At 73.6% G+C, this 23,951-nt stretch carries 25 protein-coding genes; 15 read left to right on the top strand and 10 right to left on the bottom strand.

From position 1 onward, the window contains the following. Positions 1-82: 82 nt before the first annotated feature. Positions 83-1,384 carry an FAD-binding protein gene (locus ACRQ4C_RS12560; RefSeq protein ID WP_439688852.1) on the top strand — a complete coding sequence of 434 codons (1,302 nt, stop codon included), beginning with the start codon at positions 83-85 and terminating at the stop codon, positions 1,382-1,384. A gap of 76 nt (positions 1,385-1,460) precedes the next feature. Here the strand turns inward: ACRQ4C_RS12560 and ACRQ4C_RS12565 are convergent, their stop codons facing one another. Next, entirely contained in the window at positions 1,461-1,958 is a 498-nt protein-coding gene (locus ACRQ4C_RS12565; RefSeq protein ID WP_439688853.1) for a 2'-5' RNA ligase family protein, read from the bottom strand. Between the two features lie 161 nt (positions 1,959-2,119). Between ACRQ4C_RS12565 and ACRQ4C_RS12570 the strand changes: the two genes are divergently transcribed. From ACRQ4C_RS12570 to ACRQ4C_RS12580, 3 genes are read left to right on the top strand one after another with little or no spacing between them, the layout of a single operon-like run. Next, complete coding sequence (locus ACRQ4C_RS12570) at positions 2,120-3,073, top strand: MetQ/NlpA family ABC transporter substrate-binding protein (protein WP_439688854.1); 954 nt, start codon at positions 2,120-2,122, stop codon at positions 3,071-3,073. Next, on the top strand, positions 3,073-4,113 hold the full coding sequence (locus ACRQ4C_RS12575) for a methionine ABC transporter ATP-binding protein (RefSeq protein ID WP_439688855.1): 1,041 nt from the start codon (positions 3,073-3,075) through the stop codon (positions 4,111-4,113). Before ACRQ4C_RS12570 ends, ACRQ4C_RS12575 begins: the two co-directional genes overlap by 1 nt. Continuing rightward, positions 4,110-4,781 carry a methionine ABC transporter permease gene (locus ACRQ4C_RS12580; protein WP_290131143.1) on the top strand — a complete coding sequence of 224 codons (672 nt, stop codon included), beginning with the start codon at positions 4,110-4,112 and terminating at the stop codon, positions 4,779-4,781. Before ACRQ4C_RS12575 ends, ACRQ4C_RS12580 begins: the two co-directional genes overlap by 4 nt. A 396-nt stretch (positions 4,782-5,177) precedes the next feature. Here ACRQ4C_RS12580 and ACRQ4C_RS12585 read toward each other — a convergent pair whose 3' ends face one another. Together ACRQ4C_RS12585 and ACRQ4C_RS12590 are read right to left on the bottom strand one after the other, a co-directional pair. Further along, positions 5,178-5,954, bottom strand: coding sequence for an endonuclease/exonuclease/phosphatase family protein (locus ACRQ4C_RS12585; RefSeq protein ID WP_290131142.1), 777 nt, complete (start codon positions 5,952-5,954; stop codon positions 5,178-5,180). A gap of 193 nt (positions 5,955-6,147) precedes the next feature. Further along, entirely contained in the window at positions 6,148-7,566 is a 1,419-nt protein-coding gene (locus ACRQ4C_RS12590) for an MFS transporter (RefSeq protein ID WP_439688856.1), read from the bottom strand. Between the two features lie 145 nt (positions 7,567-7,711). Between ACRQ4C_RS12590 and ACRQ4C_RS12595 the strand changes: the two genes are divergently transcribed. From ACRQ4C_RS12595 to ACRQ4C_RS12615, 5 genes are read left to right on the top strand one after another with little or no spacing between them, the layout of a single operon-like run. Then, the gene (locus tag ACRQ4C_RS12595; RefSeq protein WP_439688857.1) at positions 7,712-8,848 is read left to right on the top strand and encodes an alanine racemase; all 1,137 of its coding nucleotides are present in this window, start codon (positions 7,712-7,714) and stop codon (positions 8,846-8,848) included. Further along, positions 8,845-9,681 carry an IclR family transcriptional regulator gene (locus ACRQ4C_RS12600; protein WP_439688858.1) on the top strand — a complete coding sequence of 279 codons (837 nt, stop codon included), beginning with the start codon at positions 8,845-8,847 and terminating at the stop codon, positions 9,679-9,681. The genes ACRQ4C_RS12595 and ACRQ4C_RS12600 overlap by 4 nt, the downstream gene beginning before the upstream one ends. Further along, positions 9,678-10,655 (top strand): sugar kinase, encoded by a 978-nt coding sequence (locus tag ACRQ4C_RS12605; RefSeq protein WP_439688859.1) that lies wholly within the window; start codon positions 9,678-9,680, stop codon positions 10,653-10,655. Before ACRQ4C_RS12600 ends, ACRQ4C_RS12605 begins: the two co-directional genes overlap by 4 nt. 55 nt (positions 10,656-10,710) lie before the next feature. Next, positions 10,711-11,361, top strand: a complete 651-nt coding sequence (locus tag ACRQ4C_RS12610; protein ID WP_439688860.1) for a bifunctional 4-hydroxy-2-oxoglutarate aldolase/2-dehydro-3-deoxy-phosphogluconate aldolase — start codon at positions 10,711-10,713, stop codon at positions 11,359-11,361. Next, positions 11,358-12,956 carry an N-acyl-D-amino-acid deacylase family protein gene (locus tag ACRQ4C_RS12615; RefSeq protein WP_439688861.1) on the top strand — a complete coding sequence of 533 codons (1,599 nt, stop codon included), beginning with the start codon at positions 11,358-11,360 and terminating at the stop codon, positions 12,954-12,956. The genes ACRQ4C_RS12610 and ACRQ4C_RS12615 overlap by 4 nt, the downstream gene beginning before the upstream one ends. Before the next feature lie 55 nt (positions 12,957-13,011). Here the strand turns inward: ACRQ4C_RS12615 and ACRQ4C_RS12620 are convergent, their stop codons facing one another. Continuing rightward, positions 13,012-13,395, bottom strand: coding sequence for a RidA family protein (locus ACRQ4C_RS12620; protein WP_290131135.1), 384 nt, complete (start codon positions 13,393-13,395; stop codon positions 13,012-13,014). A gap of 148 nt (positions 13,396-13,543) precedes the next feature. Between ACRQ4C_RS12620 and ACRQ4C_RS12625 the strand changes: the two genes are divergently transcribed. Beyond that, positions 13,544-14,800, top strand: a complete 1,257-nt coding sequence (locus ACRQ4C_RS12625; protein ID WP_439688862.1) for a hypothetical protein — start codon at positions 13,544-13,546, stop codon at positions 14,798-14,800. A 101-nt stretch (positions 14,801-14,901) separates the two neighbouring features. Here the strand turns inward: ACRQ4C_RS12625 and ACRQ4C_RS12630 are convergent, their stop codons facing one another. The 3 genes from ACRQ4C_RS12630 to ACRQ4C_RS12640 form a co-directional block, all read right to left on the bottom strand. After that, a complete protein-coding gene (locus ACRQ4C_RS12630; protein WP_439688863.1) occupies positions 14,902-15,393 on the bottom strand; it encodes a pyridoxamine 5'-phosphate oxidase family protein in 492 nt (163 codons plus the stop codon). Positions 15,394-15,575: 182 nt separating this feature from the next. Continuing rightward, entirely contained in the window at positions 15,576-16,202 is a 627-nt protein-coding gene (locus ACRQ4C_RS12635) for a hypothetical protein (protein ID WP_439688864.1), read from the bottom strand. A gap of 108 nt (positions 16,203-16,310) precedes the next feature. After that, positions 16,311-17,420 (bottom strand): LLM class flavin-dependent oxidoreductase, encoded by a 1,110-nt coding sequence (locus ACRQ4C_RS12640; RefSeq protein WP_290131131.1) that lies wholly within the window; start codon positions 17,418-17,420, stop codon positions 16,311-16,313. A gap of 99 nt (positions 17,421-17,519) precedes the next feature. On the opposite strand from ACRQ4C_RS12640, the gene ACRQ4C_RS12645 reads away from it, so the two are divergent. Then, a complete protein-coding gene (locus ACRQ4C_RS12645; protein ID WP_290131130.1) occupies positions 17,520-18,428 on the top strand; it encodes an SDR family oxidoreductase in 909 nt (302 codons plus the stop codon). Positions 18,429-18,496: 68 nt separating this feature from the next. Here ACRQ4C_RS12645 and ACRQ4C_RS12650 read toward each other — a convergent pair whose 3' ends face one another. The 3 genes from ACRQ4C_RS12650 to ACRQ4C_RS12660 all read right to left on the bottom strand — a co-directional run bounded on the left by ACRQ4C_RS12650 (position 18,497) and on the right by ACRQ4C_RS12660 (position 20,818). After that, complete coding sequence (locus ACRQ4C_RS12650; RefSeq protein ID WP_290131129.1) at positions 18,497-19,174, bottom strand: SGNH/GDSL hydrolase family protein; 678 nt, start codon at positions 19,172-19,174, stop codon at positions 18,497-18,499. Between the two features lie 10 nt (positions 19,175-19,184). Beyond that, positions 19,185-19,925, bottom strand: a complete 741-nt coding sequence (locus tag ACRQ4C_RS12655) for an SGNH/GDSL hydrolase family protein (protein ID WP_439688865.1) — start codon at positions 19,923-19,925, stop codon at positions 19,185-19,187. A gap of 104 nt (positions 19,926-20,029) precedes the next feature. After that, a complete protein-coding gene (locus tag ACRQ4C_RS12660) occupies positions 20,030-20,818 on the bottom strand; it encodes an NRDE family protein (protein ID WP_439688866.1) in 789 nt (262 codons plus the stop codon). 42 nt (positions 20,819-20,860) lie between these two features. On the opposite strand from ACRQ4C_RS12660, the gene coaBC reads away from it, so the two are divergent. The 4 genes from coaBC to ACRQ4C_RS12680 all read left to right on the top strand — a co-directional run bounded on the left by coaBC (position 20,861) and on the right by ACRQ4C_RS12680 (position 23,885). After that, the gene (coaBC, locus tag ACRQ4C_RS12665; protein WP_439688867.1) at positions 20,861-22,138 is read left to right on the top strand and encodes a bifunctional phosphopantothenoylcysteine decarboxylase/phosphopantothenate--cysteine ligase CoaBC; all 1,278 of its coding nucleotides are present in this window, start codon (positions 20,861-20,863) and stop codon (positions 22,136-22,138) included. A 117-nt stretch (positions 22,139-22,255) separates the two neighbouring features. Beyond that, positions 22,256-22,648: a DoxX family protein gene (locus ACRQ4C_RS12670; RefSeq protein WP_439688868.1), complete on the top strand. Its 393-nt coding sequence runs from the start codon at positions 22,256-22,258 to the stop codon at positions 22,646-22,648. Continuing rightward, entirely contained in the window at positions 22,645-23,436 is a 792-nt protein-coding gene (locus ACRQ4C_RS12675) for a YqjF family protein (protein WP_439688869.1), read from the top strand. The genes ACRQ4C_RS12670 and ACRQ4C_RS12675 overlap by 4 nt, the downstream gene beginning before the upstream one ends. Next, positions 23,433-23,885 carry a DUF1810 domain-containing protein gene (locus tag ACRQ4C_RS12680; RefSeq protein WP_439688870.1) on the top strand — a complete coding sequence of 151 codons (453 nt, stop codon included), beginning with the start codon at positions 23,433-23,435 and terminating at the stop codon, positions 23,883-23,885. Before ACRQ4C_RS12675 ends, ACRQ4C_RS12680 begins: the two co-directional genes overlap by 4 nt. Positions 23,886-23,951: the final 66 nt, after the last annotated feature.

Genomic DNA, 23,951 nt, shown 5'->3' on the forward strand with positions numbered 1-23,951 from the left:
TTCGCGCCCCCTCCCGGACATCGCGCCCCGTCACCACGGGGCGCGATGTCCGTGAGGGGGCGCGATTGCACCAGGGGCGCGGATGACCGGCCACGTGCCGCAGCGTCCGTCGGCCGCGCGTGGCATCGTGGGCGGCATGCGGTCGACGACGAGCGAGCTGAACTGGTCCGGCACGGTCACCTACACGGCGGAGCGCGTCGTCCGACCCGGTTCCGTCGCCGAGGCCGCCGAGGTCGTCGCCCGCTCCCCGCGGGTGCACGGCCTCGGCACCCGGCACTCGTTCAACGACGTCGCGGACACCCCCGGCGTGCTGCTCGACCTCACGGGCGTCCCGACCGACCTCGTCGTCGACACCGACGCACGGACCGCGACGATGGGCGCCGGGACCCGGTACGGACTCGTCGCACCGGAGATCGACCGCGCCGGGTTCGCCCTGCACAACATGGGTTCGCTGCCGCACATCTCGATCGGCGGCGCGGTCGCGACCGGCACGCACGGCTCCGGCACGACGCTCGGTTCGCTGAGCACCGCCGTCCGCTCCCTCGAGCTGATCGGCCCGGACGGCGAGCTCCGCACCGTGCACCGCGACGACCCCGGGTTCGCGGGCACGGTCGTCCACCTCGGGCTGTTCGGCATCGTGACCCGGGTGACCCTCGACCTCCAGCCGACCTACGGAATGCGGCAGGACTCCTACGGCCCGGTCCCGTGGGACGTCTTCACCGCGCACGTCGCCGAGGTCCACGCCGCCGGCTACTCGGTGTGCTCGTACACGGTGTTCGGCGACGAGATCAGCGACGTGCTCGTGAAGTCCCGCGTCCCCGACGGCGCCGTCGACGTGACTGTGCCGGAACACCTCCTCGGTGCGCCGAAGCGGCCGGGGACACCGGGTGACGGGCACCACACCGCCCGCGACGGGTCGGTCGGTCCGTGGTGGGACCGCCTGCCGCACTTCCCCATCGAGTCGGTCCCGAGCGTCGGGTCCGAGGTCCAGAGCGAGCACTTCGTCCCGCTCCGGCACGCGGCGGCGGCCCTCGACGCCGTCCGGACGATGGCGGCGCGCATCCAGCCGCACCTGCACGTCTGCGAACTCCGGACGATGGCGGCCGATCCGTTCTGGCTGAGTCCGACCCAGGGTGAGGACGTGCTCTGCATCGCCTTCACCTGGAAGAAGCACCCGGCCGAGGTCGCGGCGCTCCTGCCCGACCTCGAGGGTCTGCTCGCCCCCTTCGACGGGCGGCCGCACTGGGGGAAGATGAGCTCCCTGGACGGCGAGGCGATCGCCGGGCTGTACCCGCGCCTCCCGGCCGTCCGCGACCTCGTCCGCGCCGCGGACCCGGACCGCGTCTTCGGCTCCGCCTTCGCCGAGCGCGCCCTCGGGGTCTGACGACGGCACGCCGACGGCGGCGGGACGCGGACGGGACGACGCAGCCGGGAGGCCCGTCCCGGCGCCGACCCGCTCCTCACGCCAGCGGCGTGACCGCCCCCGCCTCGCCGTCCCAGAACCGCACGCCGCCCACCTCGAGCACCTCGGGCAGCGGTGCCCGCCGGAGTGCCGCCATCGCCCGCGGGAGATCGACGTCCCGGACCCGCCGTGCGAACGACACGTGCGGCGACCACGCACCCGGCAGCGAGGTGTCGACGCCGCCAGGCGCAGCGCGGTGGACGGCCTCGTGGAAGGCGGCGAGCGCCGGGTCGACGACGACGGCCCGGACGAGCACGGACCGCTCCGGACCGGCGGGGAAGAGCAGGACACCGCCGAGCCGGAGCGTCGCGGGCACGGGCGCGTCGAACCCGGTCGGAAGGGGCAGGTCCGGACCGGCAGCGAGGGTGACGTGCGGCGCGTTCGACGCCGACACGTGCCGACCGAGGCTCGGCAGGTCGTCAGCGATCAGCTCGTCCCACACTGCTCGGACGGCCGCGTCCGACGCCGGGGACAGGACGAGTTCGATGCTCCGCACCCGTCCGAGTGAACCCGACCGCGCTGTCACACGGCTGTAACACGGCGGAACGCAACTCGCGGCACCCGTGGGTCACCGGTCACACTCGTCGCACGCCACGGACCAGTGCTGCTCCGCGGGCGAGTCGAAGACCACGCACCGCTCACCCCACGAGGAGCACCATGTCCGCACCTGCACTGCCCCAGAAGCCGAAGGGCAAGCGTCCGATCGGCTGGATCGTCGCTGCGGCCGTCGTCGTCGTCGCGATCGTCGTCGCCGTGATCGTCGGTGCCGTCCGTGCCGGTGGTGACGGTGGGGCGGGTGCGACTGCCGACGGCGGTGCCGCCAAGACCGTGAAGATCGGTGTCGCGGACAAGGCGCTGCCGTACTGGAAGACCTACACGAAGCTCGCGAAGGAGAAGCTGAACGTCACCGTGCAGCTCGTGAACTTCTCGGACTACTCGCTGCCGAACCCGGCGCTCAAGGACGAGCAGATCGACATCAACCAGTTCCAGCACATCCAGTACCTCGCGGACTACAACGTCACCTCGGACGACGACCTCCAGCCGATCGGCTCGACGGCCGTCTACCCGCTGCCGCTCTACGCGACGAAGTACGACAGCGCCTCGGCCCTCCCGGCGGACGCGAAGGTCGCGATCCCGAACGACGCGATCAACCAGGCGCGTGCCCTCCTCGTGCTGCAGGACGCGAAGCTCCTCACGCTGAAGAACGGCGGGACCGCGTTCTCGACGACCGCTGACATCGAGACGCACAAGGTCGACGTGCAGACCCTCGACGCCTCGCAGACCGCGAACGCGCTGCAGCAGGGCTCCGTCGCCGCAGCCGTGGTGAACAACAACTTCGCGACCGCCGCCGGCCTGCCGGTCAAGGACGTCATCTCGAAGGACGACCCGTCGAGTGCCAGCGCAGCCCCGTACGTCAACGTGTTCGCCGTCCGGAAGGCCGACGAGGACGACAAGACCTACCTGGCCCTCGCGAAGCTGTTCCAGGACAGCGCGGTGCAGAAGGCGTTCAAGGAGGACTACCCGCAGGCCGTCGCGCGCAACGTGAGCGCCTCCCAGCTGCAGAGCGAGCTCGCCACCGTCGAGCAGGACGCGAAGGCGGCCAAGCAGTAGTGTCTGCCCTCGTCGAACTCCGCGGCGTCTCGAAGCACTACCGCCGCGCCGACACGGGCGAGACCGTCACCGCGGTCGAGGACGTCTCCCTGGACGTGCACCAGGGAGAGGTCCTCGGGGTGATCGGCTACTCGGGTGCCGGCAAGTCGACGCTCGTCCGGCTCGTCAACGCCCTCGAGCTCCCGAGCTCCGGGTCGGTGACGGTCGCCGGCCAGGACCTGACGGCGATCCCCGAGCGGGATCGCCGTCAGGCGCGTCGGCGCATCGGGATGATCTTCCAGCAGTTCAACCTGTTCCGGTCCCGGACGATCGCGGGCAACGTCGCGTACCCGCTGAAGGTCGCCGGTGTCGGCAAGCAGGAGCGCGACCGTCGGGTGGCGGAGCTGCTCGACTTCGTCGGGCTGCTCGACCGCGCGTACGCCTACCCCGAGCAGCTCTCCGGCGGCCAGAAGCAGCGCGTCGGCATCGCCCGTGCGCTCGCGTCGAACCCCGAACTCCTGCTCGCCGACGAGGCCACGAGTGCCCTCGACCCGGACACCACGTCGGAGGTCCTCGGGCTGCTCCGCCGGGTGAACCGGGAGCTCGGCGTCACGATCATCGTCATCACGCACGAGATGGACGCCGTGCGGCAGATCGCGGACCGCGTCGCCGTCATGGAGCACGGCCGCGTGGTCGAGGTCGGCGACGTGTACGACGTGTTCTCGAAGCCGCAGACCCCGGCCGCACAGCGGTTCGTCCGAACCGCCCTGCACGACCGACCGTCCGAGGAGCAGCTCGTGCGGCTCCGTGAGCACCACGCCGGTCGACTCGTCACCGTGCAGATCTCCGACGAGGTCGGCCTCCAGAACCGCATCGACGCCGCGTGGCGCGCGCACGGTGTGACGGCCGAGCTCGTGTTCGGCGGTGTGGGCGAGATCCGGGAGCGCCGGATCGGCTCGCTCACCTACGAGCTGACGAGCGACGACCCGCACGCCGTCGACGAGGCCGTCCGCGACCTGCGCGCGAGCGGCACCACCGTGGACGAGGAGGCGGCGGCGTGAACAACACCTTCCAGAGCGTGATCGACACGTTCGACGTCTTCGTCGCCTCGGTGCGCGACACCCTCGTGATGACGATCATCTCGCTCGTCGTCGCCGGCGTGATCGGCCTCGCCCTCGGGCTCACGCTGTACGCCACCCGCCCGGGCAACCTGCTCGGCAACCGGACCGTCCACACCGTCGTCAACGTCGTCGTGAACATCGTCCGGCCGATCCCGTTCGTGATCCTCCTGGCCGCGATCGGTCCCCTGCAGCGGGAGGTCGTGGGCACCACCATCGGCGTCCCCGCGGTGACGTTCGCGATCTCCTTCGCGGCGTCGTTCGCCGTCGCCCGGATCGTGGAGCAGAACCTGCTCGCGGTGGACCCCGGCGTGGTCGAGGCCGCTCGGGCGTCGGGAGCGCACCCGGTGTCGATCTTGCTGACGGTGCTCATCCCGGAGGGCCTCGGGCCGCTCATCCTCGGGTACACGTTCATCTACGTCGGCATCGTCGACATGACGGCGCAGGGCGCGATCGTCGGTGGCGGCGGCCTCGGCGAGTACGCGATCAACTACGGCTCGCAGCGCTACGACTGGTGGATCGTCTACGTCTCGGTGGCGGCGATCGTGGTCATCGTCCAGCTCGGGCAGTTCCTCGGGAACCGTCTGGCGCGCGCGACGTTGCGTCGCTGACCCGCCCCGGGTCGCGGACGTGCCGCTCACCTTCCGGCGAGCGCGACGCCGCGCGGCACCAGCCTTGGTCGCAAGACATGCCGCTCACCTTCCGGCGAGCCGACACCTTCTGCGACCAAGGCGGCACGCCGACGGCACGCCGCGCGACCAGCGCGGGCGACGCGGGTCGGAGGGCGCGGACGCGACCGCCGGACGGACGGGAGGCGCGGAGCCGGCTGGCACCGCGCCTCCCGTCCGTCCGTGGGTTGCCTCGCACCAACGTTGGTCGCAGGACATGCCGCTCACCTTCCGGCGAGCCGACACGTTCTGCGACCAACGCGGCACGCCGACGGCACGTCGCGCGACCAGCCTGGGCGGCCGATGCGCGCTCCGAGCGCGACGCCGCGCCGGTAGGTGTCAGGCCGCGGGGGCGTCGATCGTCGGGTAGCCGGCGGTGTCGCCGGGGTGCTCGTAGTGCGCCCGGACCAGGATCGGCCGGTGGTCGGACACCCCCGCGGGGAGCGTCTCGACGCCGGCGATGTGCAGGCCGACGCTCGTCGCGAAGTCGAAGTGGCCCGTGAACTTGCGGTAGCGCAGGTAGGTCGGCTGGTCCGAGAGCGACAGCGCGAAGCCGTGCTGTTCGATCTTGCGGCGGAGGTTCGTCTGGAACCACGGGTAGTTGAAGTCGCCGACCATGATCGCCGGGGCCTCGCTCGAGAGGTCGCGGACGAACTGGTGCGCCGCCTCGATCTGCTTGCGGCGGAGGGAGTTCGTCGCGGTCAGGGGCGAGGCGTGGAACGAGGCGACGATGACCTCGGTGTCGGCCTCGCGGTCGCGGAGGTGCATGGCGATGAGCCGCTCGTGGGCGGGCGCGAGCACCCGGTCGTGCAGCGACTTCTGCAGCGAGTGGATGCTGAAGTCCTGGAGCTCGAAGCGGTCGTCGCGCTTGTAGATCGCGAGGCCCAGCCGGTTCGCCTTCGTCGACGCCGCGAGGGAGAGCCCACCGACGGACGGAGCGAGGTCGTTCGAGTCGCACTCCTGCACGCACAGGACGTCGGCCTGCGAGGCCTCGGCCAGGGACGCGAGTTCGCCGTTCGCGGTGTGCTCACGGAGGTTGTAGCTGACGACGCGGAGTGCGGTCGGCTGCACGTCGGCGTCGGGGTCGAGCGTCCCGTGCTGCTGTGGAGCGGCCATGCTGCCTTCCTGTTCCGGGTGGCGTCCTGTCCGGGGTACCGGGTCACCCTGCCGGAGCGAAACTACTCGGCCTCCGCAGCAGGTTCCTGAGACTGTAGCGCGGGACGGGTTTCCGGCGCGTGACCGGGTCGCGAACGGACAGCGGCGGTCCGCAGCGGCGCGGTGCGCGCACCCGCCGCACAGGTCGCACGCGTCAGGCGCGGACCCGCACCCGCCGGGCGGGTCGCACGGTGTCCCCCGCCGTCCGGCTCATGAGCACACCCTCGACGCACGCGACGACGAGGAGCGCCGCGATGACCCAGAACGCGGCCACGTACGGCCCCGACCCGCCGAGCCCCGACGCCGCGCGGATGACCACGGCGGCGACCGCGACGCCGAACCCCGCCGCCGTCTGCTGCAGCGTCGAGGAGAGCGTGTTCGCCGGGGTCATGTCCGCCTGCTCGACGTCGGCGAACGCGATCGTGTTGTACGCGGTGAAGCCGACCGACCGAGCAGCACCGCTCACGACGAGCAGCACCGCGAGCAGCCAGAACGGGGTGTCCGGCGTCATGAACGCCATCGCCACGACGCTGAGCGCGGCGACGGCGGACGACACGACGATGACGGGCCGGTACCCGAACCAGCGGAGGAACGGAGTCGTCATGGGCTTGATGCCGAGGTTGCCGACGAAGACCCAGAGCACGGCCGACCCGGCGAGCACCGCGCTCCACCCCCACGCGTCCTGGAAGAGCAGCGGGAGCACGAACGGCACGGCCGAGACGGCCAGGCGGAAGAGGCTCCCGCCGGCGTGCGACACCCGGAAGGTCTCGAGCCGGAAGGACTCGAGCCCCATGATCGGGTGCGGGGCCCGGCGGAAGTGCCGGATCGCGAGCCAGCAGCACACCGCGCCGACGACCCCGGAGACGACGACCGCGACGACCGGCACCACGTCGAGCGCCAGCAGCGATGCCATCACGACGAGCGCGCCGAGGCCGAAGCACGCGAGCAGCGACCCGAGCCAGTCGAACGGCACGCGCTCCGGTGCCCGCTCCTGGGGCACGAGCACGAGCGCGGCCACGAACGCGACGACACCGAGGGGGATGTTGACGAGGAAGATCCAGTGCCACGTCAGGGTGTCGACGAGCACCCCGCCGACGAACGGCGCGATGATCGGCGCCGCCAACGCCGGCCAGGTCAGGATCGCGATCGCCGTGACGAGCTGGTCGCGTCCGGCGCTCCGGAGCACGACGAGCCGGCCGACGGGCACCATCATCGCGCCGCCGAGGCCCTGCAGGATGCGCCAGAGCGTCAGCTCCACGAGCCCCGTCGACGCGGCGCACAGTGCGGACGCGATCGTGAAGAGCGCGATCGCCGCGGCGAAGACGGTCCGCGAGCCGACGCGGTCGGTCACCCAGCCGCTCACCGGGATGAACACGGCCAAAGTCACGAGGTAGGCGGTGATCGCGACGCCGACCGCAGCCGAGTCGACCCCGAGGTCGCGGCCCATCGCGGGCGCGGCGGTCGCGAGGATCGTGCCGTCGAGCAGCTCCATGAAGAAGGTGCCGGCCACGAGGACGGCCACCGCCGTGCTGTGGGTCCGCCGTGGTGCGGGCGTCGATGTCGTCGTCGTCATGTCGAACGAAATGCTATGCCTGCTCGGGTTCCGCGACGGCCCGTGCGACGAACGTTCTGCGTTGCACAATGGAGTGGCCGCCAGCGTTGTCCGCACCGCGGCGGACGGACGAACGTGGCAGCACCGCACTCGACGAGGAGGCCCGATGACCACGCACGTGCTCGACGACGTCCTGCTGCCGGCGATGACGCTCCGCGAGTCCGCCCTCGCGTCCAACGCCGCCGTGATGCAGGCGTACGTCGACCGCCACGGCCTGCTGTTCGCGCCGCACATGAAGACCCACATGGCACCCGCCCTGGCCCGCCGGCAACTCGACCTCGGCGCGTGGGGTGTCACGGTCGCCTCCGTCCAGCAGGCCGTCGTGGCGTGGCGGCACGGCATCCACCGGATCCTCATCGCGAACGAGGTGCTCGACCCGGCCGGACTGGCCTGGATCGCGGGCCGTCGCACCGAGGACCCCGGTGCCGACGTCCTCTTCCAGGTCGACTCCCCCGCCGGCGTGACCGCGGCAGCGGCCCACGGAGCACTCCCGGTGCTCGTCGAGGTCGGGTTCCCCGGCGGACGCACGGGCGTCCGGTCCCCCGAGGTTGGGATCGCCCTCGCACGCACCGCACACGACGCCGGCCTGGAGCTCCGCGGCGTCACCGGATACGAGGGCGGGCTGCCCGGCCCCGACGAGGCCCGCGACTACGTGCGCGGCGTCCTCACGGTCACCGCGGCGGTCCGCCCGCTCGTCGGGGTGCCCCGGACGCTCCTGAGCATGGGCGGGAGCGCCTGGTTCGACGCGGTCGTCGAGGCCGTCGAGTCCCGGCCCGGTGACGTCGACGTCCTGCTGCGCTCCGGAGCGTCGCTGACGCACGACGACGGCTTCTACGCCGAGCGGACGCCCTTCGGCCGCCACCCCGAAGAGGGGCGGCTCGAGGCCGCCATCCGCGTCTGGGGTCGGGTCACCTCCGCCCCGGAGCCGGGCCTCGTGCTCGTGGCCGTCGGCAAGCGGGACATCAGCTTCGACGAGGGACTGCCGGTCGTGCGCGAGGTCCGGCCGGGAGGCACGGCTGACGCCCGCCCCGTGGCTCCCGTCCTCGGGTCGGTCACCGTCACCCGCCTCGACGACCAGCACTGCTACCTGCGGACCACCGACGCGGCGCCCGACCTCGTCCCGGGGGACGTCGTGGTGTTCGGCATCTCCCACCCCTGCACGGTGTTCGACAAGTGGCGCCGGGTCCTCGTGCTCGCCGACGACGACACCGTGCTCGACACGATCGAGACGGAGTTCCGGTGACCACCCCACCCGACATCCCCGCCCGCAACGCCGCCCTGTCGCTCCGGCGCGGACTCCGGCTGCTCGACCACGTCGCCGAACGCACGCGGAACGGCGAGGTGTCGGTCAGCCTCGGCACCCTCGCCACGGAGCTCGGGACGTCGAAGTCGACCGTCCTCCGCCTGACGGCCCCGATGGTCGAGACCGACCTGCTCCGCCGGACGGCGGACGCCGGGTTCACGCTCGGGCTCGGGGCGCTGCTCCTCGGCCAGAGCTACCTCGAGGGCATCGACCTCCGGGCCGCCGCGGCGCCGTTCCTCCGCCGGACCGCCGAACGGACCGGGCTCACGTGCCACCTCGTCGTCCCGGACGGCACCGACATCGTCTACGTCGACAAGGTCGAGACGCGCGGGACCGTCCGCATGGGGTCCCGCATCGGCAACCGGCTGCCGATGCGCAACACCGCCTCGGGCAAGGCCATCGTGGCGTTCGGGGAGCCGGACCTGCTCGCCCGGGTGCTCGCGGAGCCCGTCCGGGCGATGACGGACCACACCATCACGGACGACGTGCGCTGGCGCCGCGAGGTCGACCGGACGCACCAGCGCGGCTACGGCATCGACGACCGCGAGAACGAACCGGACATCCGGTGCGTCGCCGCACCCGTGTTCGGCCACGCGAACCAGGTCGTCGGGGCGATGAGCATCTCCGGGCTCGCGTCGCGGTTCCCGGCGGCCGCGGTCCGCGAGCTCGGGTCGGGGGTCGTCCGGACGGCGCACGAGATCTCGGTCGCGCTCGGTTCGTCCTCCGCCCAGCTGGCACTGAACCGGACGGCGACGACCCGGAGCGCCCGGTGACCGGGCGGGTGGTCACCGTCGGCGAGACGATGCTCCTGCTCAGCGGACAGTCGGTCGGTGCTGTCCCCGACCTCGACGCGATGCGCGTCGACACCGGCGGCGCGGAGAGCAACGTCGCGATCGGCCTGGCCCGCGCCGGGGTGCCGACGACGTGGGTCGGCCGCGTCGGGACGGACCCGGCGGGCGACCGCGTCGTGGCGGACGTCCGCAGCTCGGGCGTCGACGTGGTCGCGGTCGCCGATGCGGACCGCTCGACCGGACTCATGATGAAGGAGCGGCTGGCCGACGGCCGGACCCGCGTGACGTACCACCGCCGAGGGTCTGCCGGATCGGCGATCGGACCCGAGGACGTCCCCGCCGGACTCGTCGAGCAGGCCGCCCTCGTGCACCTCAGCGGGATCACCCTCGCGCTCTCGGACCGTTCCCGCGCGACCGTGGACGCCGTGCTCGACCGCGCCGAGGCCGCCGGTGTCCCCGTCTCCTTCGACGTCAACCACCGGCCGAAGCTCATCGACCCGGACACCGCACGCGTTCGCTACCACGCGGTGGTCGAACGCTCGGCGACCGTGTTCGCGAGCGACGACGAGGCCCGGCTGGTGCTCGGCCGCGAGGAGCAGCCGGACGACGAGGACGACCTCGCGCGCGGTCTCGCGGCACTGGCCCACGGCACCGCGGTGGTGAAGCTCGGCTCCCGCGGAGCGGTGGCCTCGGTCGACGGCGTCCTGCACCGCCGAGCGGCGACGCCCGTCCGCGTGGTGGACCCCGTCGGTGCCGGGGACGCCTTCGTGGCCGGCTGGATCGCGGCCGTCCTCGGTGGCGCCGAGCCGGCGGTCGCGCTCGACCGCGCGGCGGACGCCGGGGCCCTCGCCTGCACCGTGGCGAGCGACTGGAGACTCCCGGACCCCGACGCGGTCGTCACCGTGGACGATGCCCCGGAGGTCGACCACGCCGTGCACGACCGCGTGGACCGCTGATGGTCACCCGACGACGAGCACGCGCGACGAGCACCCAGACGACAGGAGGACCCCGATGACCGACACCGCCGCCCCCACCACGACGGCCAGGCACCGCCACGACGCCGGACCCGCGGTCGCCGTCCTCCGCGGCGGCACGGGCGAGCACGTCGAGGACGTCATCCGGGTGCTCGTCGAGTCCGGGGTCCGAGCGATCGAGCTCACCACCAACACCCCGCGCTGGCAGGACGGCATCGCCTGGGCGGTCGACCGGTACGGCAGCGCCGCCGCGGTCGGCGTCGGGACCGTCATCGAACCCCGGCAGCTCGACGAGGCCGCCGCGCTCGGCGCGACCTTCGCGGTCAGCCCGCACACCGATCCCGCCATCGGCGAGCGCGCCCACGAGCGGGGCCTCGGCTGGTACCCGGGTGCGGCGACCCCGACGGAGATCGTCACGGCGTGGCGGCACGGAGCCCGGGCGGTCAAGGTCTTCCCGGCCGCGCAGCTCGGCGGGCCGGCGTTCCTGAAGCAGGTGCTCGCACCGCTCGACTTCGTCGACGTGATCCCCACCGGCGGCATCGGCGTGGACGACGCGGCCGACTACCTCGCGGCGGGTGCGGTCGCGGTCGGCCTCGGCTCGCCGCTCGTCGGCGACGCCCTGCGGGACGGCGACCTCGACGGCCTCCGCACACGCGCGGAACGGCTCGTCGCGGCGCTGGCGCGATGACGGCGCCGGTGTTCCTCGCCGGCGGGTCGATCATCGGCGACGACGGCCGGTTCCACCGCCGGGACGTCCTCGTCGCGGACGGCCGGGTCACCGAGGTCGGCGAACGGCACCGTGTCCCCGCCGACGCAGCGGTGATCGACTGCTCCGACCGGGTCGTCATGCCGGGCTTCGTCGACGCGCACTCGCACGCGGGGTCCCTCGTGTTCGACGAGCGCGTGCAGCTCGCGCTCCTGCGCCAGGGCGTCACGACGATCATCACCGGGCAGGACGGCGTCGGGCCGGCACCGGGCGACGGCTCGTACGCGGCCCGGTACTTCGCCGCGATCGACGGCCCGCACCCGACCTACCGCGGCGGCGGCATCGCCGGGCTGCTCGCCACCTACGACGGCACGACGCCGCTCAACGTCGCGACGCTCGTGCCCGCCGGGACCGTCCGGTACGAGGTCATGGGCGACGACGACGGCCCCGCCGACGACGAGCAGCTCGACGCCATGCGTGCGCTCGTGCGACAGGGAACGGCGGACGGGGCGGTGGGCCTCGCGACCGGGCTCGACTACGTCCCCGGCCTGCACGCCTCGACCGAGGAGATCGCCGCCCTCGTAGCCGAGTCCGCCGCCGTCCGGGGCCGGTACGTGACGCACATGCGCGGTGGCTACGAGTCGAACGTCGGCGCGGGCATCGACGAGATCGTCCGCATCTGCCGCGCGGCCGGCGGCTCCGCACACGTGTCGCACCTGCACGCCCCCGTCCGGCTCGCCCTCGACGAACTCGACCGGGCCGCAGCGAACGGGGTGTCCCTGTCGTTCGACGCCTACCCCTACTCGCGCGGCTGCACGATCCTGTCGATGCTGCTCCTGCCCGCGGAGCTCGCCCGCCCGGGCACCGACGACCTCGCCCGGGCGCTGGCGGCCGACGGCGGTCGTGCGCGGGTCCGGGGCGCGGTGCTCGACCGGGTGCTCGGACGCGCGGACCTCGGCTCGGACTGGGCGGAGCAGATCACCCTGTCGCACGTGCCGGCCGCCGAGTTCCACGCGCTGCAGGGCCGGACCCTCGCGGACGCGGCGGAGGCCACCGGGACCGACCCGGTCGACCTCGCGCTCGACGTGCTCGTCGACTCGGAGCTGCAGGTGACCGTCGTGATGCGGGTACCCCGCCCGCGGACGTCGACCGAGCTGTCGGAGCTGTACCGGTACGGCGGCCACTGCGGCGGCTCGGACGGCATCTTCGTCGGGACGCACCCGCACCCGCGGGCGTACGGCACCTTCGCTCGGTACCTCGGCGAGTACGCCCGGACCGGACTGCTCTCGTGGTGGGAGGTCCAGGAGCACCTGTCGACGCTGCCCGCAGACTTCTTCCAGCTGGACCGCCGCGGTGCCGTCGCGCCGGGCTGGACCGCGGACCTCGTGGTCGTGGACCCCGAGCGGGTCGCTGCGCGGTCGACGTACGCCGAGCCGATGCTGCTCGCCGAGGGCATCGACGACGTCCTCGTCGCGGGCGTCCCCGTGCTCCGGGACGGCGCGCTCACGGGGGCGACCCCGGGCGCGGGACTGCGACGGACGCCGTTCCGTCATCCCGCCGGGACGACCGCGTCCTGACAGCGGCGACCCGGCGCGTGGCGCGCGGTGCGCCACGTGCCGGGTGAGGACCCGCTCAGGCGGAGGGCAGGACCGCCACGACGTCGATCTCGACGAGGATGCCCGCGAGGTGCGACTGGACCGTCGTGCGGACCGGGTACGGCTGCGTGAAGTGCTTCGCGTACTCCTCGTTGAACGCCGCGAAGTCGCGGTCGGAGTGCTCGAGGTGCACGGTCGACTTCACGACGTCGTCGAGGGTGGCCCCGTGCTCGGCGAGGACCGCCGCGACGTTCGCGAGCACCTGCGCGGTCTGTCCGGCGACGTCGTCGGCCATCGCACCGGTCGCGGGGTCCTGCGGGCCGAACCCGGCGGTGTAGAGGAAGCCGTTCGCGACGATGCCCTGGCTGTAGGGTCCGGCGGGCTTCGGCGCGTTGTCGGTGACGACGGCGGTCTTCGGCATGGTGCTCCTGTCGGTCGGATCGTTCCGTCCACCGTAGGCGGCGGCGCGCTCCGCGGCCCGGCCACCTGACGGCCGCTTTCCGTCCTGCACAACGCAGGGCGGGCCTCCCGGCTGGGTCTCCCAGGGAGCGGACGACTACCCTCGACCCGTGCCGCCCGAATCGACGCTCTCCGGATCGCTCGCGACCGGCCGACGGCGGTTCACCGACCTCGCGACCAGCCTGCCGGCCTGGTCCGCCGTGCTCCTGGTGTGGTTCGGCGGGCGCGTCGTGTCGACGTTCTGGCTGGCGCTGGCGTACCCGCTGATCGGTCGTGCGCTCCCCGCCAACGCGATCTGGGGCAACGACCACGGGTTCCTGACCTTCCTGACGGCGTGGGACGGGCAGTACTACCAGCAGATCTCGCTGCACGGCTACCCGACGACGCTGCCGACGGACGCGGCCGGCCACGTGACGCAGAACGCGTGGGCGTTCCTGCCGGCCTTCCCGTTCGCCATCCGCATGCTCACGGCGTCCACCGGCATCACGTTCGAGGTCGGTGCGCCCCTGATCGCCCTCGGCGCCGGACTCGTCGCCGCGTTCCTGCTGTACCGGCTCGTCAGCGACCACGCCGGGCACCGCGCGGGCATGTGGGCCGTGTTCTTCTTCACGTGCGGCCCGCTGTCGTTCCTGCTGCAGGTCGGGTACGCGGAGAGCACGTTCCTCGCACTGACCTTCGGTGCGCTCCTCGCACTCGAGCGCCGACGGTACGGCCTCCTCACCCTGCTCGGCGTCGTCGCGGCGTTCACCCGCCCCGGCGCCCTCGCGATCCCGCTCGTGCTCGGGGTCGTGGTGCTCGTCCGCTGGGTGCGTGCCCGTCGCGCCGACCGGGCCACGGGGACCGCCGACCGCACGCTCGACGGCTTCCCGCTGCGCGAGCGCCTCACGGCCGTGGGGTCCGGGCTCGCGATGGCCGCCGCGGGGGTCGCCTGGCCACTCATCGCGTCGCACTTGACCGGCACGCCGAACGCCTACCTCGAGACCGAGATGTCCTGGTGGGTGAACTTCATCGGGCGGGTCGACTTCGCGCCGATGACGCCGTGGTTCCTCATCGCGTCGCGGTGGCTCGGCGTCGGGGGCGTGTTCATCGTCGTGTTCCTGCTCGTCGCGTACCCCGTGTGGCTGCTCCGGCGCTCGACCCGGCAGCTCGGGTCGACGACCGTGCTCTACTCGGCGGCGTACGCGCTGTACATCTTCGCGGTGTCGCTCCCGATGGCCTCGACGCCGCGGCTGCTCATGCCGCTGGCACCGCTGTTCGGGTCACCCGAACTCGTCGCGAAGCCCTGGATGCGGTGGACCTTCGTGTCCTGCGCGCTCCTCGGGCAGCCGGTGCTGGTGGCGGTGCTGTGGCTGCTCGGCCCGCCGTGACCCGCTGACGCGACGCCGCACCTTGCCCGCCCGGCGTCGCCGTGGAACGACGAATCCGTTGTCGTGCGACAGCGGCTTCGTCGTTCCACAGCGGCAGGGCCCTAGAGCTCGACCGTCCCGTGGTCGCCCGTGTCGGGCTGGCTCTGCTTGCCGAGTGCGGCCTTGAGGGTCTGCACGAGACTCCCCACGGGGCCGGTGTCCTGGGTCCAGTACTCGACCGAGTCCCCCTCGACCGTGAGGAGCCGGATCGACGGGTCCTTGCGTCCCTCGGGGAACCAGGCCTCCGCGAACGGGGACCACAGCTCGTCGATGACGGTCTCGTCCCGCGTCACGGTGGCGGTGCCGGCGATCGACAGGTACCCGCCCTGCGACTCGATCGCGACGTTCACGTGCGGGTTGCGGGCGATGTCCTCGACCTTCTCGCTGCCGTCCTGCACCAGGAAGCGGAGCGTCCCGTTGAACGCCTTGTCCTGCACCGCCAGCGGCCTCGCGTGCAGCGCGCCGTCGGCGTTGACCGTGGTGAGGAGCGCCGTGCGGGCTCCGTGGACGATGTCCGAGATGGCTGCTCGCTGGTCGGCCTGGGTGTCGGTCATGGTTGGTCCTCCTCGTCGTGCGCCCCGTTGTGCCCGACGTGCGGCCGGGTCTCCCCGGGGCGCGTTCCGTTCGGACCAGTGTGCTCCGGGACGCTGGGACGCGTCTGCCTGGAGGCACGGTGCGCGCCCGCGACGTCGGTCGCGCCCGGTGGTCGCCCAGCCCGTCACGCGCGGTCGCGTCGTCAGACGGCGGGTTCGCGGATGGTGGTCTCGACGTCGACCACCTGCGGGATCCGCGGCATGGACGCGAACCCGAACGCCACCGGCGGGTCGAGCGGGGCGATCGACCCGAGCGGCGCTCCTGCCCACGTGCCCCGCACGCCCGTGACGTCGTGCGCCCCGGTCACGCCGTAGTACTCGCGACGACCGTTCCCCGCCGTGCCCGCCGTCCCGGCCCCGGGTGCGAGGAGTCGGGCGACCGGGTCGATCACGGTGAGCCACCGCCAGTCCCGGGCGACCGGCTTCGGGACGATGCGGAGCACCCGCCCGAGCGGTGAGATCCCGCCGACGTCGATCGAGGCCTGCAGGGGTCCGGCGTCGAGTTCGAGGCCACGGGCGGTCCGGCGCGTCCGGACGTCGACGACCGAGACGGTGTCGAACCGGTAGGTGCCGGAGACGTACGCCGCGACCAGCTCGTCGGGCGCGAGCAGCACCGAGCTGCCGTCGGCCTGCTCGAGGAAGACGTCCGTGAACGGACCGAACGGCGACCGCTCCCACATCCCGACGACGATCCGGACGCCGGACATGCTGCCGACGCCGAGGATCTTCCCGCGGAAGCGTCGTTCGGTGGGCTCGGGGTTCCGGGACATGCGCCGGACGCTACCCGCGCCCGCCGAGAGCGACGTGACGGGCGCGCACCGTGCCTCCAGGCCGGACCGGGCGTGACGAGGGCACGCGACCCGCCCGCACCACCGTGCTCAGGGCACCGGCACCGGCTCCGCGAGGAGCTCGCGGACCCGGGGCGCGACCTGCGTGCCGTAGAGCTCGATCGACCGCATCATGTCGTCGTGCGGCAGGCGGCCCGTCGCGTAGCGCATGTCGAACCGCGAGACCCCGAGGATCCGCATGTTCCGTGCGATCTTCCGCGCGACCGTCTCGGGCGAACCGACGTACAGCGAGCCGCCCGCGGAGAGCCCGGCGCGGTACCCGGCGACGTCGAGGGGCGGCCAGCCGCGCTCCCGGCCGAGCTGGTCGGTGACGGCCTTGTGGTACGGCCAGTAGCGCTCGGCGGCCTCTTCGTCGGTGGCGGCCACGAACCCGGGCGAGTGCATCGCGATGGGCTGCTGCGGCAGCTCCAGCTGGGTCAGGGCCTGGCGGTAGAGCCGCGAGAACGGGGCGAACTGCGCGGGCTGCCCGCCGATGATCGCGAGGAACAGCGGCATGCCGTACGAGGCGGCGCGGATGACGGACTGCGGGGAGCCGCCGACACCGATCCACGTCGGGATGGGGCCGTGCTCGAGCTTCGGGAAGACGTCCTGGTCGACGAGCGGCGCCCGCTTCGTGCCGGACCAGGTCACCTTGTCGCCGCCGCGGAGGGCGGCCCAGAGCTGCAGCTTCTCCTCGAAGAGGACCTCGTAGTCGCTCAGCTCGTGGCCGAAGAGCGGGAACGACTCGGTGAAGGACCCGCGGCCGAGGATGACCTCGGCACGCCCGTCGGAGATCGCGTCGACGGTGGCGAAGCGCTCGTAGACGCGGACCGGGTCGTCCGAGGAGAGCACGGTGACCGCGGAGCCGAGGCGGATGTCCTTCGTCGAGGCGGCGATCGCGGCGAGGACGACCTCGGGTGCACTGACGATGAAGTCGGCACGGTGGTGCTCGCCGACGCCGATGAAGTCGATGCCGAGCTGGTCGGCGAGCACGGCCTGCGCGACGACGTCGCGGATGCTCTGCGCATCCGACTTCACCGAGCCGTCGGGGAGTTCGGTGACGTCGCCGAACGTGTCGAGGCCGAGCTGCACGGGGCCGACGCGGTCGGGTGCGGGCGGCGGCACGTCCGAGGGGCGGTCGGTGCCGAATGCGTTGCTCATGGATCCTCCTGCGGCGTGCCGTTCAATGCGTATGCATGAATCTACCACGGATCGGTGGCGCGCAGCAGCCCCGCACCCGCCCCGAGTACCGTCACGCCCATGCCGCAGATCCCCGACCAGACCGGCCGCCGCATCGTCGTCACCGGAGCGAACAGCGGGACCGGCAAGGAGACCGCCACCCGCCTCGCCGCCGCCGGCGCGTCCGTGGTGCTCGCCGTCCGGACCGTGTCCAAGGGCGAGGACGCCGCTCGTGACGTCCGCGCCGCCCATCCGGACGTCGACGTCGAGGTCCGCGAGCTCGACCTCGCCGACCTCGCGAGCGTCCGCCGGTTCGCCGACGGCATCGCAGCGGACGACCGACCCCTCGACGTCCTCGTGAACAACGCCGGCGTGATGGCGCCGCCGAAGCGCTTCGAGACGGTCGACGGCTTCGAGCTCCAGTTCGGCACGAACTTCCTCGGCCCGTTCGCCCTGACGAACCTGCTGCTCCCGGTCCTGCTGCGCGCCGAGGCTCCTCGCGTCGCGACCATGTCCAGCCTCGCCGCGCTCTTCGGCACCGTCCGGTTCCCCGACCTGCAGTGGGAGCGCGGCTACAACGGCTGGCGGGCGTACGGCCAGTCGAAGCTCGCCGACCTGCTCCTCGCGCTGCACCTGCACCGTCTCGCGGTGGAGCGGGACTGGGACCTCGTCAGCACGGCAGCGCACCCGGGCTACACGCGGACGAACCTGCAGTCCGCTGGGCGGTCGCTCGGCCGGTCGAAGCCGGTCCGGACGCACGACCGTGCGCTGCCGTTCACGCAGGACGTCGAGCAGGGGTCGGAGCCGCTGCTGTACGCCGCCGTCGGACCGAACGCCGTCGGGGGCGCCTACTACGGGCCCGCGGGCTTCGGCGGCCTCACCGGCCCCACCACGGTGGCGTCGGTCCCCCGGTCGGCCCGGAGCGCCGACCTCGCCCGCTCGCTCTGGGCGGTCGCCGAGGACCTCACGGGGACGGCGCCGCCCGCCTGACCGGCCTGGAGGCGCGGTGCGCGCCCGCCTGACCGGCCTGGAGGCGCGGTGCGCGCCCGCCCGCCGGCTCACCAGCGCAGGTGGTCGCGCTCCAGGGCTCCGCTCACCGCCGCGAGCAGCGCGCGCTGACCACGGGCGGTCGGGTGCACGTCGTCGGCCTGCATCCACGCCGGGTGCCCGCGGAGCGGCTGCCCCAGGTCGAGCCAGGACCCGCCGACGCCGGCCACCGCGGTGTGCATCGCCGCCGAGATCGTGGCGAGCTGGGCGGGCGGGGCGTCCTGGTCCCAGACCGCGCTGAGGCCGACGACCCGGGCCCGCGGCAGGAGTCGGTGCACGGCCGCGACGAGCTGCTGCGTCGCGCCGTCGAGCTCGTCGTCGTCCTGCCCGAGGTCGTTCGAGCTGGCCTGCAGCACCACCACCGCGGGGTGGAGCGCCGCGGCCTGCTCGGCGAGCTCCTCGTACGTCGCCGAGCACTGGTCGTCCCCCTCGGCGAGCACCCCGGCACCGTCGCAGCCGAGGTCGGTCAGCCGGAGGTGGTCGCGTGCGGCGAGGAGCTCGGGCCACGCCTGCGCCGGCCGGAGTCCGTGCCCGATCGTGATGGAGTCGCCGATGACGACCACGCGTGCCCCGGTCGGCAGCGACCCGATCGACAGGACCGCCGACTCGTCCGACGAGCAACCGGCGAGCACGCCGCAGAGCGCCACCGCGACGGCGACGACGAGGGCTGCTCGGGAGGGACGGCGCACGGCGCGTCCGTCAGAACTGCACGTCGTCGCGGGTGAACGCCGCCGTGACCGCGGCCGCGATCGCCTGCTGACCCCGCACCGTCGGGTGCACGTCGTCCGACTGCATCCAGTCCGCGTGACCCCGCAACGGCTCGCCGATGTCCACGTAGGTCCCACCCTCGCGCTGGAGTGCCACGCGCATCGCCTTCGAGATCTTCGCGAGCTGCGCGGGCGGTGCGTCCTGGTTCCAGATCGCGCTGAGTCCGATCACCCGGGCGCGCGGCATCCGCCGGTGCACGTCGTCGACGACCTGGTCGGTGGCGCTCCGGATCTCGGCGGTGTCGAGCCCGAGGTCGTTCGAGCTCGCCTGCAGCAGGACCACCTGCGGACGGAGTCCGACCGCGCGCTTCACGAGCGTCGGGTAGGCGCTCGCACAGTCGTCGTCGTCCCCGAGCGCTGCCACCCCGGCACCGTCGCAGGACAGGTTCGTGAGGGACCAGCCGTTCGTGTCGGCCATCAGCGCGGGCCAGGCCTCCGCGGTCGTGAGGCCGTGCCCGCCGGTGATCGAGTCGCCGATCGCGACGACACCGACGTCCTCCGCCTCGTCCCACGGGGTGCCGGGCCCCGGCGTGGGCGTTCGACGCGCGCTGGCGCTCGGCGACGACTCCGCACCGACGGCGGCGGAGGGCTGCTCACTGCAGGCGCCGAGGGCGAGCACGGCGAGCGCCGCGACGCCGACGACGACGAGCACGCTCCGGGTCCGGGTGGTCACAGAGCGCGAAGCTACGCCCGCAGGCCACGGCCCGCCCGTGCGTGGCGCTGCGGGTGTGCTCAGGCGCGGCGCAGCTCGGGAGGGTCGGCGCGGTGCCGGGTCGGTCAGGCGCGGTGCAGTTCGACCGAGCCGTCGAGTCGTCCGGGCTCGGTGAGCCGCGCGTGCTGCAGGACGGTCCGCTCGGGTCCGACCGCCGCGGCGACGATCGACAGCGTCGTCATGTGCCCCTCGGCCTCGTGGGCGTCGCGGAGGATGGCGTCCGGGTGGTCCGTCGGCAGCTCGGCGGAGGCGGCGAGCACGCCGAACCAGCCACTCCAGCCGTCGCCCGCGTCATCACCGGCGTCCGCGGTGCGCAGTTCGTCGAAGGGCCCGAGCACCGGGGGCGCGACCGGGGCGTCGGCCGCGCGGAAGGCCTCGAGCCACCGGCCGATGCGGGGTGCGGCGGGGTCGTCCGGCTCGCCGTGCGTCACCATGTGCACGCCCGGCTCGAGCTCGGTCGTGCGGACCGCCGCGCCGTCCCAGGTGACGACCTCGGCGCCGCCGGCCGTGGCGCGCACGAGGTTGAACGCGCGGGTGGTCGGCAGGGTGCCGTCGTGGCCGGGCAGGACGCCGGTGACCGCGTCGAGCGGCACGACGCCGCGGGTCGTCCACGTGCCGTCCTCGCTCGGCACCGGCTCGCCGCGGTTCAGCACGACCGCGAGTCCGGCGGCGTCGGACGCGGCGAGCCAAGCTCCGCCGGCCGAGCGGTCGCGCACACCCCGGACGCCGGGGTCGAGGTCCGGCCACCAGGCCGCGGGCGGGTCCCACGGACGCTCGGGCGACTCGTCGCGGAGGGCGAGCACCGTGACGGGCCACTCGGAGCCGGGCGCGACGCGGACGACGACGGTGCACATGGGTCCGATCCTCGCACGGGCACCGCCGGTAGCGTGACGGGTGTGAGCGCAGCAGCAGAGCACAGCCGCACGGTCGTCGTCGGCATCACCGGGGGCATCGCCGCGTACAAGGCGGTCGGGGTCGTCCGCGACCTCGTCAAGCGCGGCCACGAGGTCCACGTCGTCCCGACGGAGGGCGCCCTGCGGTTCGTCGGGCTCCCGACCCTCGAGGCACTCAGCCGCAACCCGGTCACGACGAGCGTCTGGGACGACGTCGCCGAGGTCCGGCACGTCGCGCTCGGCCGCCGCGCCGACCTCGTGGTCGTCGCCCCGGCGACCGCGGACGCCCTGGCCCGGATGGCGGCGGGTCTCGCGGGCGACCTGCTCGGCACGACGCTCCTCGCCACCGAGGCGCCCGTCGTGGTCGCACCCGCGATGCACCCGCAGATGTGGGAGCACCCGGCCACCCGGGCGAACGTCGAGACCCTCCGCGCCCGCGGCGTCCGCTTCGTCGGGCCGGTCGTCGGCGCGCTGACCGGGGACGACGCCGGCATCGGCCGGATGTCGGAGCCCGAGGACATCGTCGAGGCCGCGCTGGCGGTGCTGGACCAGGCCGACCACCCCGACGACGCCGGTCTGTCCACCGGGACCGCACCGTCCCTCCCGGCCGGTGACCTGCGCGGGGTGCGCGTGCTGGTGACCGCAGGGGGGACCCGCGAACCCGTGGACCCCGTCAGGTTCGTCGGCAACCGGTCGAGCGGTCGGCAGGGTGTGGCGTTCGCGGCGGACGCCGCCGGCCGCGGGGCCGTTGTCACCCTGGTCGTGGCGAACGTGGACGCCGGACTCACCGCCGACCTCGGCGTCGAGGTGGTGTCCGTCGGGTCCGCCCTCGAGCTCGCCGACGCCGTGCGCGCGGCGGCCGTCGACGCGGACGTGGTCGTGATGACGGCGGCGGTGGCGGACTACCGGCCGGCCGAGGTGCACGCCGAGAAGCTCAAGAAGGACGCGCAGGGCGACCGCCTCACGCTCGAGCTCGTCCGGAACCCCGACGTGCTCGCCGAGCTCGTGGCGAACCGGCGGACGGGGCAGATCATCGTCGGGTTCGCCGCCGAGACGGAGCCCGACCGCGCGGCCCGCATCGAGCTCGGGCGGGCCAAGATCGCGCGGAAGCCGGCGGACCTCCTGGTCGTCAACCACGTCGGGTGGTCGTCGGGCTTCGAGCGCGAGGAGAACGCGATCGAGGTCCTCACCCCGGGCGGCGAGGTCGTGCGGGAGGCCTCCGGCTCCAAGGCCGAGGTGGCGGCGGCCGTCCTCGACCTGGTCGCGACCGCGCTGGCCTGACGCGGCGCGACGGCGGCGCGCCCGCGCGCTGCACACCGCCGCGCTGCGCGCCGCAGCACTGCGCACTGCGCACTGCCTCGCTGCGCGTTCCGAGGGAGCGACGAGCACGATGGGGCCATGCGACGACGTGAACGCACCAGACGCGCCAACCGCACCGCTGCCGCCCTCGCCGTCGTGCTCGGCGGCGCCGGTGTCACCCACTTCCTCCGCCCGCGAACCTACGACCGGATCGTCCCCGAGGCGCTCCCGCCCCGCCTGACGACGCTGCTGTCCGGCGTCGCCGAGCTCGGCATCGCGGCGGGACTCGCGGTGCCCAGGACCCGACGTGCCGCAGGGTGGGCCGCCGGAGCGCTGTTCCTCGCCGTCTTCCCCGCCAACGTCAAGATGGCGAAGGACGTCCTCGACTCCCCGCGGTCGTCCCGGGCGATGCGGCTCGTGTCCGTGCTCCGGCTGCCGCTGCAGGCGCCGCTGGTCTGGTGGGCGGCCCGCGTGGGTCGGCACGGCGGATGAGCGAGGCGCGCGCGGCGGTCCCGCTGCTGCACCGGCCCGTGACGGTGCACGCGTGGGAGGACATCGTCTTCGCGCACTGGCGGCACGACCCGGACGTCCTCGGCCGGATGCTCCCGCGCGGGACCCGTCCGGACGTCGTGGACGGCAGTGCCTGGGTCGGGCTCTCCGCCTACGTCTTCCGCGAGACGCGGGTGCCGCCCTTCCCGCCGTCCGGGCGGCTCGGCTCGATGACCGAGGTCACGATCGAGGTCCTGACGGTCGACGACCACGGTCGGCACGGCGTCGCCTACCGGACGGTCGACACGGACAACGTGCCGGCGATCGTCGCGGCGCACGCGCTCCTCGGTGTCCCGTACACGTTCGCGCACGCCGGCTCGCGACGACGCGGGGACACCGTCGCGCACCGGTCCGTGCGGCACCCAAACCGCGCGCTCCACCCGTTCCGCGCCGCGCGGGCGCCGCGGCTGACGCCGACGGGCAGGCCTGGAGGCTCGCCCCGCCCCCGCCACGCCGCCGCGGTCCGTGTCGTGGCCGGTCCGGTCACGACGGCGCCGCTCGCGGTCGAGCTCACGACGCGCGCGGGGATCCACGCGCGGCACCTCGCGCAGACGGTGTTCTGGCAGCGGCAGCACCCGCCGCTGACGATCCGGTCGGCGCGCGTCGAGCAGCTGTCGGGCGACCTCCCCGCGGCCGTCGGGCTGCCGGGGCTGTTCGACCGGGCACCCGACTCGGCGCTCGTCGTGGACGCGACGACCGTCCGCTACGCGTGGGGGGACGTGGTTCGGTGACCGACCCCGACCTCGTCCGGTTCGTCACCGCGCAGGAGGGGGTGCACGAGACCGCGCTCGCCGAACTCCGCGCCGGACGCAAGCGGACGCACTGGATGTGGTTCGTGTTCCCGCAACTCGCCGGACTCGGCCGCAGTCCGACCGCGCAGCACTTCGCGATCACGGGGCTCGACCAGGCCGCGCGGTACCTGGCGGACCCGGTGCTCGGGCCGCGGCTGCTCGAGGCCGTGGCGGTCCTGACGGAGGCTCCGGCGCCGTCGGCCGAGGTGTTGCTCGGCGGCGTCGACGCCGTGAAGGCGCGGTCCTCGTCGACGCTCTTCGCCCGGGCCGCGCCGGACCCCGCCCCGTTCCGCGCAGCGCTCGACCGCTGGTACGGGGGCGAGGAGGACCCGGTGACCCTCCGACTGCTCGACGCGGGACCGGTACCCCGTTCGCCCGGCGACCGCTGACCGTATATCAGGTACGGTGATCCGTACGGCCGCACCCGGAGTGTCGGTCGCACGACGAGCAGACCT

The sequence above is a fragment of the Curtobacterium sp. SP.BCp genome, from assembly GCF_051903255.1.
Lineage (GTDB): Bacteria > Actinomycetota > Actinomycetes > Actinomycetales > Microbacteriaceae > Curtobacterium.